We start from the raw sequence: 13,244 nt of genomic DNA, 5'->3' as shown, positions 1-13,244 counted from the left end.
GCCACGTCACTGATGCACGGAAAGAGTGCCCATCGCGCTTCGGATGGGCACTCTTTCCGTGTCTGAGGTGGATCAGCGGGTCATCCGGGCGTAGACCACGATGTTGTTCAGGTAGCTGCCGGCGGTCCGGTCGAACACCCCGCCGCAGGTGACCACGCGCAGGCCGGGCACGGTGGACGGGCCGTAGACCTGTTCCGCCGGGAAGGCCGTCTTCGGGTACGACCGGACCTCCTCCACGGTGAACGTGACGGTCGAGCCGTCCTGCCGGGACACGGCGATGGTGTCGCCCGGCACCAGCGCGCCCAGGTTGAAGAAGACCGCCGGGCCGAGCTTGGCGGAGTCGACGTGCCCGACGATCACGGCGTTGCCGACCTCGCCGGGGCTGGCGCCGGGGGAGTACCAGCCCGCCTTCATCGCCTGGTCCAGCGGGGGCACCTGGACTGTTCCGTCCGGGTTGGTGCCGAGCGTCATGACCTCGGCGCGGACCCCGATCCGGGGGATCACGACGGTGGTGGGCGCGGAGCGGGGCAGTGCGGCCGGGGCACCCGTGGGCCCGGTCGGTGCGGCGCCGGGGGCCACCGGCACGCTCCCGGACGGTGTGCCCGGCACGGTCCCGGGCCCGGTCCCCGCCGGTGTGCCCGGCCCGGTCCCCGCCGGTGTGCCCGGCGCGGTGCCGGGCGGGGTCGCCGGTGCGGCGCCGGGTGGCGTGCCCGGCGTGGCGCCGGGCGGCGTGGCCGGATCGGCGTAGGTGGTCGACGGGCCGTCCCAGGGCGCGCCGCCGTCGGCGTCCGGATCGGTGTCGGAGGCGGTGGGCGGGTCGGTGGCATCCGTCGTGCCGGCCGGTCCGGCCTGCGCGATCGGCTGCGGCGGGGTGGGCGGCGGGACGGTGCGGACGGACGCGCCGATCAGGCCGGAGCCCACCATGGCGAGCAGGACGACGACGGCCGCGCCGACGGCGCGCCACGGTTTCCCGTGACGGCCGCCGGCCCGGCTCGTCGTCCGGTCAGACCAGGCCACCGGCCCGCCGCCGACGCATCAGCACCAGTCCGCCGAGTGCGGCGGCACCGATCATGCCGGCGCCTCCGGTGGCGAGACCACGGTCCAGGCCGGTGGTGGCCATGCCGCCGTCACCGCCGTCGACCCCGCCCCGGGGGAGGACCACCAGTTCGCCCTCGCCGCAGGAGCCGTTCAGCTCGTAGCGGCCCGGGTGGACGTCCTCGGAGACGCGGGCCTCGCCGTAGTAGACGAAGTCCTTCCCGTGCTCCCAGCCGGCCTCGTCCTCACCGTGGCCGTACCCCTTGTCGTCCTGCCAGTCGTCCTGCCAGTCGCCGTGGGGCTCGTCCTTGGCGTCCCTGCCCTGCTCGTCCTTGCTGGCCTCCGGCGGGGCGCCGTGCTCGTCCTTGCCGTCCTTACCGTGCTTGTCCTTGCCGTTGTTGCCGTCCTTGCCGTGCTCGTCCTTGCCCTGTTCGTCCTTGCCGTGCTCGTCCTTGGCGTCCTTGCCGTGCTCGTCCTTGTTGGCCTCGGGCGGGGCACCGTGTCCGTCCTTGCCGTCGGCGCCGTGCTCGTCCCGGGTCCAGTCGGCAGCCGTCCAGCCCGGCTCGGCGTCCTGGCCGTACTCCTCGTGGCCCTGCGGTCCCAGATCCCCGGCGTCGGCGGCCATGCCGGCACCCGCACCGCCCGGCTTCGGCGCGTCGGCCGGCGGCTCCGGCATGCCCGCCTCGCCGGGACCGTGCCCGTCCGTGCCCTTCTCGTCCTTGCCCTCGGGACCCTTGCCCTGTTCGTTCTTGCCCTGCTCGTTCTTGCCCTGCTCGTCCTTGCCGTGCTCGTCCTTGGCGTCCTTGCCGTGCTCGTCCTTGTTGGCCTCGGGCGGGGCGCCGTGCCCGTCCTTGCCGTCGGGACCCTGGTCCGCGTCCTCGGCCCAGTCGCCGCCCTTGTCGGCCCAGTCGCCGTGCTCGCCGTCCCGGGCCGGGTGGAGGTCGACCTTGCCGGTCACCTTCGACCAGACGTAGGCGTGCTCCTGGGGCTCCGGGCAGATCTGGAGCAGTTCCACGGTGTCACCGGCCTTGACCACGTGCGGCTTGGCGATCACCTTGCCCTCGTCGTCGTGCCCGCCTGCGTAGGCCATTCCCGGGGTGAACACGAGAAGGCCCGCACCGCCGAGAGCGGCACCCGCGACGATCTTCCCGAGCATCTTGTCAGCCATACCAGCGTCACTCCATCCCTGTTCGTCCTGAGCCCGACGTCAGTCGAGCTACGGCCGACGTTAGACCTTTTCGCGACCTATCCGGGGAAAGTTTCGTTTTTCGGGCTTTGTCGATGATGTGGCATTTCGCGTGGCGCCGACCATCCCCGAGCCCTCTGCGCCCTCTGCGCCTCCCGCCCGGTCCCCCGCACCCCGTCCGGGCGGCCGACGACCGGTGATCATGGAGTTGGCGGTCGGGGGAGCGCTTCCATCTGCCGTCAACCTCATGATCGACGGGGGTGGGGTGGTGGGGGGTGGGGGTAGGGTCGGGGTGCGTATCGAGGCATTGCCATGGAAGCGCTCCCATGCAAGAATCGCTGCACGCGGTTCGGGGAGCCACACCGCGAGCGCAGACGTCGAGGGCAACCGGTCTCACCGGACGACGTCCGGCTCCTTCGACCGGTCCTGCGGACCGGTCGGCACCACCACCACCTCACGCCCGTCCGGGTCGGGCGTCCCCCGAAACAACCCGTGGCGCGCACGGTCGTTCCCGCAGGGCGACCACCGCCGCCATTCCGCCGGGCCGTACGCGGATCCGGTCTCGCCCAAGGAGATCAGTGGTATGAATCTGTGGAGAAGGCTGTCCGGCCGGAGCCGGACGCTCGCGCTCACCGGCGCCGGCGTCCTCGTGGCCGGCGGGCTGGTGACCCTCCCGGTCACCGCGGCGCAGGCCGCGACGCAGTGCAGCGTGGACTACACCACCAACGACTGGGCCGGTGGCTTCACCGCGAACGTGGTCATCAAGAACCTCGGTGACCCGGTCAGCTCGTGGAACCTCGGCTTCACGTTCCCGAACAGCAGCCAGCGCGTACAGCAGGGCTGGTCGGCGAAGTGGACCCAGAGCGGCCAGAACGTCACCGCGCAGAACGAGTCCTACAACGGTTCGCTGGCCACCGGCGCCAGCACCAGCATCGGGTTCAACGGCGCCTGGAGCGGCAGCAACCCGAAGCCGACGCAGTTCACGCTCAACGGCACGGTCTGCAACGGCGGCACGCCGCCCACCAGCACGCCGCCGACCAGCACGCCGCCCACCAGCACCCCGCCGACGACGCCGCCCCCCACCACGCCGCCGCCCACCACCCCGCCGCCGGGGGAGAAGGTGGACAACCCGTACGCCGGGGTCAAGGGGTACGTGAACCCGGAGTGGAAGGCCAAGGCCGAGTCCGTGGCCGGTGGCAACCGGGTGTCGAACAACCCGACCGCGGTCTGGCTCGACCGGATCGCCGCCATCAACGGCACCACGGGCAGCAGCTCCAACGGCTCGATGGGCGTTCGTGACCACCTGGACGCCGCGCTCGCCCAGGGCGCCGGCTACATCCAGTTCGTCATCTACAACCTGCCCGGCCGGGACTGTGCCGCGCTGGCCTCGAACGGCGAGCTGGGCCCGGACGAGTTGCCCCGCTACAAGACCGAGTACATCGACCCGATCGCCGCGATCCAGGCCGACGCGAAGTACAAGAACCTGCGCATCGTCAACATCATCGAGATCGACTCGCTGCCCAACCTGGTGACCAACACCTCGGGCCAGCCGGGCGGCACCGCGATGTGCGACACGGTCAAGGCCAACGGCGCCTACGTCAACGGCGTCGGCTACGCGCTGGCGAAGCTCGGTGCGATCGGCAACGTCTACAACTACATCGACGCCGCGCACCACGGCTGGATCGGCTGGGACAGCAACTTCGGCCCGACCGCCGACCAGCTCAAGGCCGCCGCTGTGGCGTCCGGCAGCACCGTGAAGAACGTGCAGGGGTTCATCGTCAACACGGCGAACTACTCCGCGCTCAAGGAGCCGTACGTCAAGATCACCGACTCGGTGAACGGCCAGACCGTGCGGCAGGCCAAGTGGATCGACTGGAACTTCTACGTCGACGAGCTCTCGTTCGCCCAGGCGTTCCGGCAGAAGCTGGTCTCGATCGGCTTCGACAGCAACATCGGCATGCTGATCGACACCTCCCGCAACGGTTGGGGCGGTTCGGCGCGGCCGACCGGTCCTGGCCCGCTGACCAGCGTTGACGCCTACGTCAACGGGGGTCGGGTCGACCGCCGCATCCACGCCGGCAACTGGTGCAACCAGGCCGGTGCCGGCCTCGGCGAGCGGCCGAAGGCCAACCCGGAGCCGGGTATCGACGCCTACGTCTGGGTGAAGCCCCCGGGTGAGTCGGACGGCTCCAGCAAGGCGATCCCGAACGACGAGGGCAAGGGCTTCGACCGGATGTGCGACCCGACGTACACCGGTAACGCCCGCAACGGGAACAGCCTGTCCGGCGCCCTGCCGGACGCGCCGATCTCCGGCGCCTGGTTCGCGGCCCAGTTCGCGCAGCTCATGCAGAACGCCTACCCGGCGCTGTAGAGCCCCGCGGCCGGACCACCCGCCGCGGCGGGAGTGAGGCACCGCCGCGCGGGTTTCCCCGGGCCCCTGGTCGACGCCCACGTCGACCAGGGGCCCCCGGCCGTTCCCGGTCAGGGCACCGTCTTCTCGATCGCCGCTCGGCCCAGCTCGGCCAGGTCACGGCGGGCCCGCTCGACGTTCTCCGGGGTCACGTCCTGGCCACGGGCCCGCACCAGATCCTCCGGCTCCCAGGGCTGCTCGGCGCCGGTACGGATGTTGTCCCCGCCCGCACCGGTGCCGGTGCCGGTCGCGCCGGTGCCGGCCGCGTACGGGTCGCCGAGGATGTCCGGCGAGCCGGTGTCGGCCACCGCGCCGTCCGGCTCGGCGAACGCGGGATTGTCCGGATCGGTGCCGCTGCCGCGGAGCTGCGGCACCGTGCTGTCGTCGTCCACCGCGGCGGCCACCTCGGGGGTCTCCTCCAGCGGTCGCTCGCCACCGGGGTCACGATCGGTCATGCTGCTGCCTCCTGTCCCCATCCGCGCCTGGCGTACCCGGTGCGACGCCGGGCATGCCGGCGGGGCCGGTGCGGGGATCCGGTGCGGCTCAGGACCCGTCGGAGCGCGCCGGCGGGGCCTCGGTCGGGCGCAGCCGCTGCCAGAGCAGCATGAGCAGCCCGAAGACCAGCATCACCGCGCCGGCCCACAGGTTGATCCGCAGGCCCTGCGCCTTGTCGATCTCGGCCGACGAGTCGAAGAGGCCCATCAGCCCGACGATCAGCCCGTACGCGACGAACAGCCCACCGATGACCCGGCGGATGTCGAACAGCCGGGCCGCGGCGGAGTGTTCCTCCCGGGCGTCCTCGGTCTCGTCGACCAGCGGGTCGTGGGCCTCGCCGCCCTGGTAACGGTCCGCGTTGTCTGCCATGACGTGGGTCCCTTCCTCAGAAGACCGGGATGTAGAAGAGGGCGGCGAGCACCACGGCGACGACGCCGAGCAGCACCGGGGAGCGGTACCAGGCCGCGTCGCCGGCCAGCGAGTCGTCGGCGAGAGTGGTGTCGCTGAGGCCGTACACCAGGCCGGTCAGCTCGTCGTTCGTCTTCGGTCGGGTCAGCGGCGTGATGATCGCGGCCACCACGGCGACGGTGACGAAGGCCAGGCCGGCGCCCCAGAAGCTCTCCTCCAGGTCCGAGTTGAAGCTGATCACGCCGGTCTTGTAGAGCACGTACGTCGCGACCGCCACCACGGTGCCGGACAGCAGCGACCAGAAGCCGGCCAGCGCGCTCATCCGCCGCCAGAACATGCCGATGATGAACGTGCCGAACAGCGGCGCGTTGAAGACCGAGAACAGCGCCTGGATGTAGTTCATGATGTTGCTGAAGCCGGCCGCGATGAACGCGGTGCCGATGCCCACCACCACCGCGATCACGGTGGCGATCCGGCCCACCTTCACGTAGTACTCGTCCGGGCGGTCCCGCCGGAAGTACGCCTGCCAGATGTCGTACGTGAAGACGGTGTTGAACCCGCTGACGTTGGCCGCCATGCCGGCCATGAACGACGCCACCAGGCCGGTGACCGCGATGCCGAGCACGCCGTTGGGGAGCAGGTCGCGCATGAGCAGCGGGATGGCGTTGTTGTAGACCAGGTCGCCCTGGTCGGCGCCCAGCCCCTTGACCGTGATCAGGGCGATCAGGCCGGGAATCACGGTGACCAGCGGGATGAGCAGCTTCGGGTACGCCCCGATGATCGGGGTACGCCGGGCGGCGCTCATGTTCCGCGCCGACAGGGCGCGCTGCACCTCGGCGAAGTTGGTGGTCCAGTAGCCGAAGGAGAGCACGAAGCCGAGGCCGAAGACGATGCCCAGCCAGTGCGCGCCGAGCGGGTTGTCGGTGCTGCCGGTGCCCTGCCAGGCGTGCAGACCGGCCTCGCCGAGCTTGGACTCGCGTACCGCGTCCATCAGGCCGCTCACGCCGCCGACCTTGACCAGACCGATCACCGTGATCGGCACCAGGCCGGCGATGATCACGAAGAACTGGAGCACCTCGTTGTAGATCGCGCCGGAGAGCCCGCCGACGGTGATGTACGCCAGCACGATCGCCGCGCCGACCACGATCGCGATCCAGAGCGGCCAGCCGAGCAGCGCCTGCATGATCAACGCCAGCGCGTAGAGGTTGACGCCGGCGATCAGCACCTGGGCGACCGCGAAGCTGATCGCGTTCAGCAGGTGGGTGGGGCGGTTGAAGCGCAGCCGCAGGTACTCCGGCACGCTGCGGACCTTCGAGCCGTAGTAGAACGGCATCATCACGATGCCGAGGAAGACCATCGCCGGCACCGCGCCGATCCAGTAGTAGTGCACCGTCATGATGCCGTACTGGGCGCCGTTGGCGGCCATGCCGATGATCTCCAGCGCGCCCAGGTTCGCCGAGACGAACGCCAGGCCGGTGACCCAGGCGGGCAACGAGCGCCCGGACAGGAAGAAGTCGACGCTGGTCTTGATGGCGCGACGGGCGGCGAAGCCGACCCCCAGCACCGTGACGAAGTAGAGCGCCAGGATCAGGTAGTCCAGGGCGTTCATGTTCAACCGTAGGCCGCTGCCCATGCCTGTTGCTCCCCTCGTGTGGGTGCGTGCTGCGGCGGCAGGTACCCCGATCGCGAAGTTTCATGCCTACTGTTCGATCCGCCGTGCGCGACGGAGCCCCGACCGGGTGACCGGCCGGGGCTCCGTCGCACGTGCGGGGCGTCAGCGGCCCAGTACGCGGTCCAGGAAGTCGCGGTAGCCGCGCACCGCCACCCGGAGCTGCTCGGTGTCCCCGGACTCCTGCCAGGTGCCGAGCCGGGTGCGCTGCTCCCGCAGCGCCGTGGACAGCGCCTCGATCGCCTCCTCGACGAGCGACTCCGCCTCGCCGACCGCGGCCTTCGGGTCGTCCACGAAACGCAGCTGGACGTCGCGCCAGCGGTCCCGGAAGCCCTGCGCCGCGTCCGGGTCGAACAGCGTGGCCGCGTCCGCCGGCACGGCGCCGGACATGGCCCGCCCCGCCCCGGCCACCGCCGCGTCCGCCGCGTCGCCGGTCGGCGTCACGCCCGCCGCGTCGCTGGCTGCCACCGCGCCCACCTCGCCGCCGGTCACGGTCGCGCCCGCCGCGCCGCCGGCCGCCGTCGTGCCGCCGGTCGCCGTGCCCGCCGCGATGGCGGCGTCCCGGTCGACGGTGTCGTGGTGCCGGCCGGAACCGTGGGCGTCGGCGCCCGCCGCGACCGGCACGGCGTCCGGGTCGACCAGGCCCGGCTCGGGGCTGCCGTAACCGACCGCACCGGCGGCCACCGCGTCGTCGGAGTCCCGGTCGGCGGTCACCCGGTCGTGGCGCCGGTCCGCGTCGGCGGTCACCGCGTCGTCGTCCCGGTCGGTGACGTCCGCGTCCCGGTCCGCGTCGGCGTGCTCGGCCGCCCAACGGTCCCGGTCGTGCAGCCGGTCCCCGGCGGTCGGGTCGGCCCGCTCGTCGTCCAGCGGGTCGGTGCGGCCCGGGGCGCCGTCGCCCGGCGCGGCGGTGTCCTCACCACGCGCGTCCCGCTCGTCCTGCGGACGACCGCCGGCCAGCGCCGAGGCGGCCACCGCGTCGCCCACCGTGGCCGCGCCGAACGCCGTCGGCAGCGGCGCCGGCTCGTGGAAGGCGGGCCGCTCGCCGTCCCGCGTCCCGTCGGCGTCGTCCGCCCGGTCCGCCGCGTCGCGCAGGTCGTCGGCGTCGTACGCCCGGGTCTCGTCGGGCCGGGCGTCCGGCCCGTCGGTCACGGCCGGGTCGTCGAACGTCCCCCGGTCGTCCAGCGCGTCCTCCGGAACGCCGGCGCGGTCGGTCCCCGACCGGTCGGCGTGGGCGCGGTCGTCCGGCGGCGGGACCGGCACCGGCGCGGATCGTACGGTCTCCGGGTGCTCCGGCGTGACCTGCTGCTCTTCGTGGCGCATGACGGCGGCTCCTCAGCGGCTCGTGGCGTCGTGCTCGGGGTCGGGATCGGGGTGGCGCTGCTCCGGCGACCGCTGGCCGACCGGGTCCGCGCCGAGCAGGTCGGCGAAGAGGGCCCGGTAGTGCACCAGCGCCTGGCGGAGATCCTCGGTGCCGGCCTCGCCGCGTTCGTTGCGCTGCCGGATCTCGTGGGCGTCGCGGTAGTGGGTGAGCGTGCGGGCGTGCTCGACGGAGAGATGGGCGATCTGGTCGGAGAAGTCCCCGGTGGGGTATCCGCGCTCCGCGATCAGGTGACTCACCAGCTCGTCGGCGTCGCCGACGGTTTCGGCCGGCGAGTCCACGAAACGCACCTGGAGGTCCTCCCAGGCGGCGGCGTAACGGGCCCGGGACTCCGGGGTGAGCGGCGTCAGCTCCAGCTCGGCGTGCCGACGCTCGCGCTCCCGCAGCTCCCGCTCGGCGGCGCCGCGGCTGTCCTGCTCGGCGACGACCCGGTCGTACTCCGGGCCGAAGCGCTGCCGCAGCGCCCGTCGGCGGTTCGCGACCACGGCGAACGCGACCAACGCGGCGACCACGGCGACGACGATGACTATGACGACTACCTGCGTGGGCGACATGGCTCCTCCTTCGCCAGCTGGTATTCCCTCCTCCGGGTGATCGCCAATCCCGTTCCGGGGCACTTTCCCGGGTCGGGTGCCCGGCGCGGGGTCCGTGGCCGCCGGTCCGGCCATGCGACGGGGGTCCGACGGGGCCCGCCAAGACCATCTCGGACCGTAGTGAGCGGCGAGACGGCCGGTAGTGCATCCGTCGGGGATTACGTATCCTGCCCAAGGCGTCCGGGCCGGGTCCCGGCGTCGTGGCCGTCGACCTGACGGCCACTGCCGGCGCCACCCAGCGAACCTTCCCGGGCGAGGTCTGATTGAACACCCGCGACTGGCCGATCCGCGCCAAGCTGACCGCGCTGGTCATCGGCCCGGTGACCGGGCTGCTGGCACTGTGGATCTTCGCCACCACGCTCGCCTTCGGGCCCGCGCTCGACCTGCTCGCCACCCGCACCCTGCTGTACGACCTGGGCCGGCCGGGCGAGAACGTGGTGGCCGAGTTGCAGCGGGAACGGCGGCTCTCCGTGGTCCAGCTCGCCGGGGACGGCGTCCTGCCGGAGCTGGCCGCGCAACGCGACCGCACCGACCGGGCCGTCGCCGAGCTGCGCCGCCGGATCGACGGCGAGGCGTTGCGCGACGCGGCCGACGACCAGCTCGACGCGCGCCTCGACCAACTGGGCTCGGCGCTGGAGGCGCTCCCCGCGGGGCGGGTCTTCATCGACGACCGGAAGGTCGACCGGGCCGGCGCGGTCGGGCTCTACAGCGGGATGATCGGTTCGGCGTTCCAGGCGTTCTCCGCCATGGCGATGCTGCCCGACGTGCGGCTCAACCGGGAGGCGTCGGCGCTCACCGCGCTGGGCCGCTCCCGTGAGCTGCTCGGTCAGGCCGACGCGCTGCTGGCCGGCGCCGTCACCGCCGGCCGGTACGCCGACGGCGAGCACGAGCAACTGGTGCGCACCGTGGAGAACCAGCGGTTCCTGGCCGAGAACGCGGTCGCCGACCTGCCGCCCGACGAGCGGGCCGGCTACCAACGACTCACCGAAGGCGCCGCGTTCCTCCGGCTGCGCGCGCTCCAGGACGCGCTGATCCGCGCCGACGACCTCCCCGCCGGCTTCGACGTCCGGGCCTGGGAGGCCGGCCACGCGGAGGTCTGGCAGGGCCTGCGGGACTTCGAGCTGCGCGGCGCGGACAGCCTCGCCGAACGGTCGGTGCCGATCGCGGTACGCATCCTGGTCCAGCTCGCCGCCGCCGGCGTGCTCGGCCTGATCGCCATCGTGGTCTGCGTGCTGGTGGCGCTGCGGGTCGGCCGGTCGCTGGCGCACCGGCTGACCGGCGTCCGCACCGCCGCGACCGAGGTGGCCGAGCAGCGGCTGCCCGACGTGGTCGCCCGGCTGCGCCGGGGCGAGGAGGTCGACGTCGACCGCGAGGCCCCGGAGCTGGATCACGGCGGGGACGAGATCGGCCAGGTGGCGCGCGCCTTCAACGAGGTACGCCGGACCGCCGTCCGGGCCGCGGTCGACGAGGTCACCCTGCGCCGCGGCTTCCACGAGGTCATCCTCAACCTCGCCCGGCGCAGCCAGGGCCTGGTGCACCGGCAGTTGGCGCTGCTGGACCGGCTGGAACGGCGCACCGAGGACCCGGACGAGCTGGCCGGGCTGTTCCAGGTCGACCACCTCGCCACCCGACTCCGCCGGCACGCCGAGGACCTGGTCATCCTGGCCGGTGCCGCGCCCGGCCGGGGTTGGCGCCGGCCGGTCGCCGCGGTGGACGTGATGCGCGGGGCGATCTCCGAGGTCGAGGCGTACGACCGGGTCGACGTGGGCGAGGTGCAGCCGGCCGGGGTGCTCGGCCGTGCCGTCGGCGACGTGATCCACCTGCTCGCCGAGCTGATCGAGAACGCGACCGCGTTCTCCCCGCCGGGCACCCGGGTGGACGTCACCGGCCGGACCGTGCCGGGCGGCTACACCATCGAGATCACCGATCGAGGGCTCGGCATGTCACCGCCGGCCATGGCCACCGCCAACCGCAAGCTGGCCGCCCCGCCCGAGTTCGACCCGACCGACAGCGCCCGGCTGGGCCTGTTCGTGGTGGCCCGGTTGGCCGCGCGGCACGGCGTCCGGGTGGAGCTGCGGCGGGGCCGGCCGGCCGGGACGATCGCGGCGGTCCTCGTCCCGTCGGATCTGATCACCGACGAGCCACCGGTCGGCCCGGACGCCACCGCCGGCCCGGAGCGGCGCCGGATGGCGAAGGTGAGCCGGCTGACCACGGTGCCCCGCGGGCGGCCCACCCGACCGGGCCGGGAGCGTCCCGAGTCCACCGTCATCCCGTTGCCGGCCGCCCGGGCCTCGACCGTGGAACCGCCCGCCGACGGCGACGGCCTGCCCCGGCGGGTGCGCCGGCGCGGCCCGGCGCGACCCCGCGCGGTGGTCACCGACACCCCGGCGAGCCGCCCGCCGGAGGAGGCCCGCCGCACCATGTCCGCGTTGCAGGCCGGCACCGCGCGCGGACGCCGGGACGGCACGCGCGCCACCGGCAACCCGACGGTCGCGCGGATCCGGGGCGCCGTTCCCGACCCGCCCACCGACGTGCCGGCGGACCCCGGTACGCCGGCCACCGCGCCGGAGCCGGCCCCGGAGCCCTCCCCGCCGGCGTCGGACCAACGAACCGCGACTGAGAGGGACGCCTAGTGGTGCACACGACGCGGCAGAACGCCGATCTCGACTGGCTGCTCGACGACCTGGTGGAGCGGGTGCCGGCCGCCAGCCGGGCGGTGGTGCTCTCGGCGGACGGGCTGCTGCTCGGCGCCTCCACCGACCAGGACCGCACCGACGCGGAGCACCTCTGCGCGCTGGCCTCCGGCTTCTCCGGGCTGGCCAAGGGGGCCACCCGGCACCTGGGCGGCGGCGCGGTCCGGCAGACGGTGGTGGAGATGGAGTCGGCGTACCTGTTCGTCACGGCCGCCGGGCAGGGCGCCTGCCTGGCCGTGGCCAGCGACGCGGACGCCGACATCGGCCTGGTGGCGTACGAGATGGCGATGCTGGTGATCCGCGTCGGGGAGAACCTGGCCGCGCCGGCCCGGATCCCGGGGGAGCCCTCCGATGCGAGCTGAGTGGCCCGGGCCGCAGCACGAGTGGCTCGACGCCGACGCCGGCCCGGTGGTCCGTCCGTACACGCTCACCGGCGGCCGGGTGCGCCCGCCGGTCGACGGGTTCGACCTGCTGGCGTTCGTGCTGACCACGTCCGCGGCCGAGCCGGCCGGGGTGCCCGGTCTCCAGCCGGAGCACCGCCGCCTGGTCGAGCTGGCCCGGCGGCCGAAGGCCGTGGCCGACCTCGCCGCCGACCTGGACCTCGCCGTGGGCGTGGTCCGGGTGCTGCTCGGCGACCTCCTCGCCCATGGGTTCGTCGCGGTGCACCGGCCACCGGCCACCGCGTACCTGCCCGACGACAACATCCTCAAGGCGGTGGTCAATGGACTCCGTGCGCTTTGACCCGGATTCGGCCGCGTCGCGGGTGCCGCTGGCCCTGAAGATCCTCATCGCGGGTGGCTTCGGCGCCGGCAAGACGACGCTGGTGAGCGCGTTGAGCGAGGTCCGCCCGTTGCAGACCGAGGAGGTGCTGACCGGGGCCGGTCTGGGCACCGACGACGTCTCCGGGGTGGAGCAGAAGTCGACCACCACGGTGGCGATGGACTTCGGCCGGATCACCATCAACGACGACCTCCAGGTCTACCTGTTCGGCACCCCGGGCCAGGACCGCTTCTGGTTCCTCTGGGACGAGTTGGCGTTCGGCGCGCTGGGCGCGGTGGTGCTGGCCGACACCCGCCGGCTGGCCGACTGCTTCCCCTCGATCGACTACTTCGAGCAGCGGGGCATCCCGTTCGTGGTGGGGGTCAACTGTTTCGACGGCTCCCGGCGGTTCGGCCTGGAGGCGGTCCGCGACGCGTTGGACCTCGACCCGGACGTTCCGCTGGTGCTCTGCGACGCCCGGGACCGGCAGTCCGGCAAGCTGGTGTTGATCACGCTGGTCGAGCACGTGGCCCGGCAGCGCGGCGAGCCGGTCCCGGTGGGCTGAGCCCGCCCGCCGGTCGGGGCGGCGTTCGACGACTGACCGGGCGACCGCCCGGG

General features: G+C 73.2%; 12 protein-coding genes. 5 read left to right on the top strand and 7 right to left on the bottom strand.

What is annotated here, in order from left to right; all coding sequences use genetic code 11:
* Positions 1–72 precede the first annotated feature (72 nt).
* Together OG767_RS26385 and OG767_RS26380 are read right to left on the bottom strand one after the other, a co-directional pair.
* Complete coding sequence (locus OG767_RS26385) at positions 73–924, bottom strand: class F sortase (RefSeq protein ID WP_405094318.1); 852 nt, start codon at positions 922–924, stop codon at positions 73–75.
* Positions 925–1,003: 79 nt separating this feature from the next.
* Positions 1,004–2,203 (bottom strand): hypothetical protein, encoded by a 1,200-nt coding sequence (locus OG767_RS26380; protein ID WP_405090955.1) that lies wholly within the window; start codon positions 2,201–2,203, stop codon positions 1,004–1,006.
* Positions 2,204–2,804: 601 nt separating this feature from the next.
* Between OG767_RS26380 and OG767_RS26375 the strand changes: the two genes are divergently transcribed.
* Complete coding sequence (locus tag OG767_RS26375; protein WP_405090954.1) at positions 2,805–4,592, top strand: glycoside hydrolase family 6 protein; 1,788 nt, start codon at positions 2,805–2,807, stop codon at positions 4,590–4,592.
* Between the two features lie 110 nt (positions 4,593–4,702).
* Here the strand turns inward: OG767_RS26375 and OG767_RS26370 are convergent, their stop codons facing one another.
* From OG767_RS26370 to OG767_RS26350, 5 genes are all read right to left on the bottom strand, one after another.
* Positions 4,703–5,086: a hypothetical protein gene (locus OG767_RS26370; protein WP_405090953.1), complete on the bottom strand. Its 384-nt coding sequence runs from the start codon at positions 5,084–5,086 to the stop codon at positions 4,703–4,705.
* An 88-nt stretch (positions 5,087–5,174) separates the two neighbouring features.
* Positions 5,175–5,495 (bottom strand): hypothetical protein, encoded by a 321-nt coding sequence (locus OG767_RS26365; protein WP_405090952.1) that lies wholly within the window; start codon positions 5,493–5,495, stop codon positions 5,175–5,177.
* A gap of 16 nt (positions 5,496–5,511) precedes the next feature.
* The gene (locus OG767_RS26360) at positions 5,512–7,167 is read right to left on the bottom strand and encodes a sodium:solute symporter family protein (RefSeq protein ID WP_405090951.1); all 1,656 of its coding nucleotides are present in this window, start codon (positions 7,165–7,167) and stop codon (positions 5,512–5,514) included.
* A gap of 141 nt (positions 7,168–7,308) precedes the next feature.
* The gene (locus OG767_RS26355) at positions 7,309–8,523 is read right to left on the bottom strand and encodes a hypothetical protein (protein WP_405090950.1); all 1,215 of its coding nucleotides are present in this window, start codon (positions 8,521–8,523) and stop codon (positions 7,309–7,311) included.
* Between the two features lie 12 nt (positions 8,524–8,535).
* Positions 8,536–9,135 (bottom strand): hypothetical protein, encoded by a 600-nt coding sequence (locus tag OG767_RS26350; RefSeq protein WP_405090949.1) that lies wholly within the window; start codon positions 9,133–9,135, stop codon positions 8,536–8,538.
* Positions 9,136–9,437: 302 nt separating this feature from the next.
* Here OG767_RS26350 and OG767_RS26345 point away from each other — a divergent pair, with 302 nt between their 5' ends.
* From OG767_RS26345 to OG767_RS26330, 4 genes are read left to right on the top strand one after another with little or no spacing between them, the layout of a single operon-like run.
* Positions 9,438–11,807 carry a nitrate- and nitrite sensing domain-containing protein gene (locus OG767_RS26345; protein WP_405090948.1) on the top strand — a complete coding sequence of 790 codons (2,370 nt, stop codon included), beginning with the start codon at positions 9,438–9,440 and terminating at the stop codon, positions 11,805–11,807.
* Entirely contained in the window at positions 11,807–12,229 is a 423-nt protein-coding gene (locus tag OG767_RS26340) for a roadblock/LC7 domain-containing protein (protein WP_396777327.1), read from the top strand. Before OG767_RS26345 ends, OG767_RS26340 begins: the two co-directional genes overlap by 1 nt.
* Positions 12,219–12,608, top strand: a complete 390-nt coding sequence (locus OG767_RS26335) for a DUF742 domain-containing protein (RefSeq protein WP_281937511.1) — start codon at positions 12,219–12,221, stop codon at positions 12,606–12,608. The genes OG767_RS26340 and OG767_RS26335 overlap by 11 nt, the downstream gene beginning before the upstream one ends.
* Complete coding sequence (locus OG767_RS26330; RefSeq protein ID WP_405090947.1) at positions 12,589–13,191, top strand: GTP-binding protein; 603 nt, start codon at positions 12,589–12,591, stop codon at positions 13,189–13,191. The genes OG767_RS26335 and OG767_RS26330 overlap by 20 nt, the downstream gene beginning before the upstream one ends.
* The last annotated feature ends 53 nt before the right edge of the window (positions 13,192–13,244 follow it).

The organism is Micromonospora sp. NBC_01392, from assembly GCF_045040125.1.
GTDB lineage: Bacteria > Actinomycetota > Actinomycetes > Mycobacteriales > Micromonosporaceae > Micromonospora.
Note: the sequence above shows the minus strand (reverse complement) of the source record. Positions and strands in the feature narration are given on the sequence as shown.

Excerpts from the sequence above, each read along its gene's own strand:
- OG767_RS26385 (WP_405094318.1), bottom strand. The coding sequence starts at position 924 with ATGGTGGGCTCCGGCCTGATCGGCGCGTCCGTCCGCACCGTCCCGCCG.
- OG767_RS26380 (WP_405090955.1), bottom strand. The coding sequence starts at position 2,203 with ATGGCTGACAAGATGCTCGGGAAGATCGTCGCGGGTGCCGCTCTCGGC.
- OG767_RS26375 (WP_405090954.1), top strand. The coding sequence starts at position 2,805 with ATGAATCTGTGGAGAAGGCTGTCCGGCCGGAGCCGGACGCTCGCGCTC.
- OG767_RS26370 (WP_405090953.1), bottom strand. The coding sequence starts at position 5,086 with ATGACCGATCGTGACCCCGGTGGCGAGCGACCGCTGGAGGAGACCCCC.
- OG767_RS26365 (WP_405090952.1), bottom strand. The coding sequence starts at position 5,495 with ATGGCAGACAACGCGGACCGTTACCAGGGCGGCGAGGCCCACGACCCG.
- OG767_RS26360 (WP_405090951.1), bottom strand. The coding sequence starts at position 7,167 with ATGGGCAGCGGCCTACGGTTGAACATGAACGCCCTGGACTACCTGATC.
- OG767_RS26355 (WP_405090950.1), bottom strand. The coding sequence starts at position 8,523 with ATGCGCCACGAAGAGCAGCAGGTCACGCCGGAGCACCCGGAGACCGTA.
- OG767_RS26350 (WP_405090949.1), bottom strand. The coding sequence starts at position 9,135 with ATGTCGCCCACGCAGGTAGTCGTCATAGTCATCGTCGTCGCCGTGGTC.
- OG767_RS26335 (WP_281937511.1), top strand. The coding sequence starts at position 12,219 with ATGCGAGCTGAGTGGCCCGGGCCGCAGCACGAGTGGCTCGACGCCGAC.
- OG767_RS26330 (WP_405090947.1), top strand. The coding sequence starts at position 12,589 with ATGGACTCCGTGCGCTTTGACCCGGATTCGGCCGCGTCGCGGGTGCCG.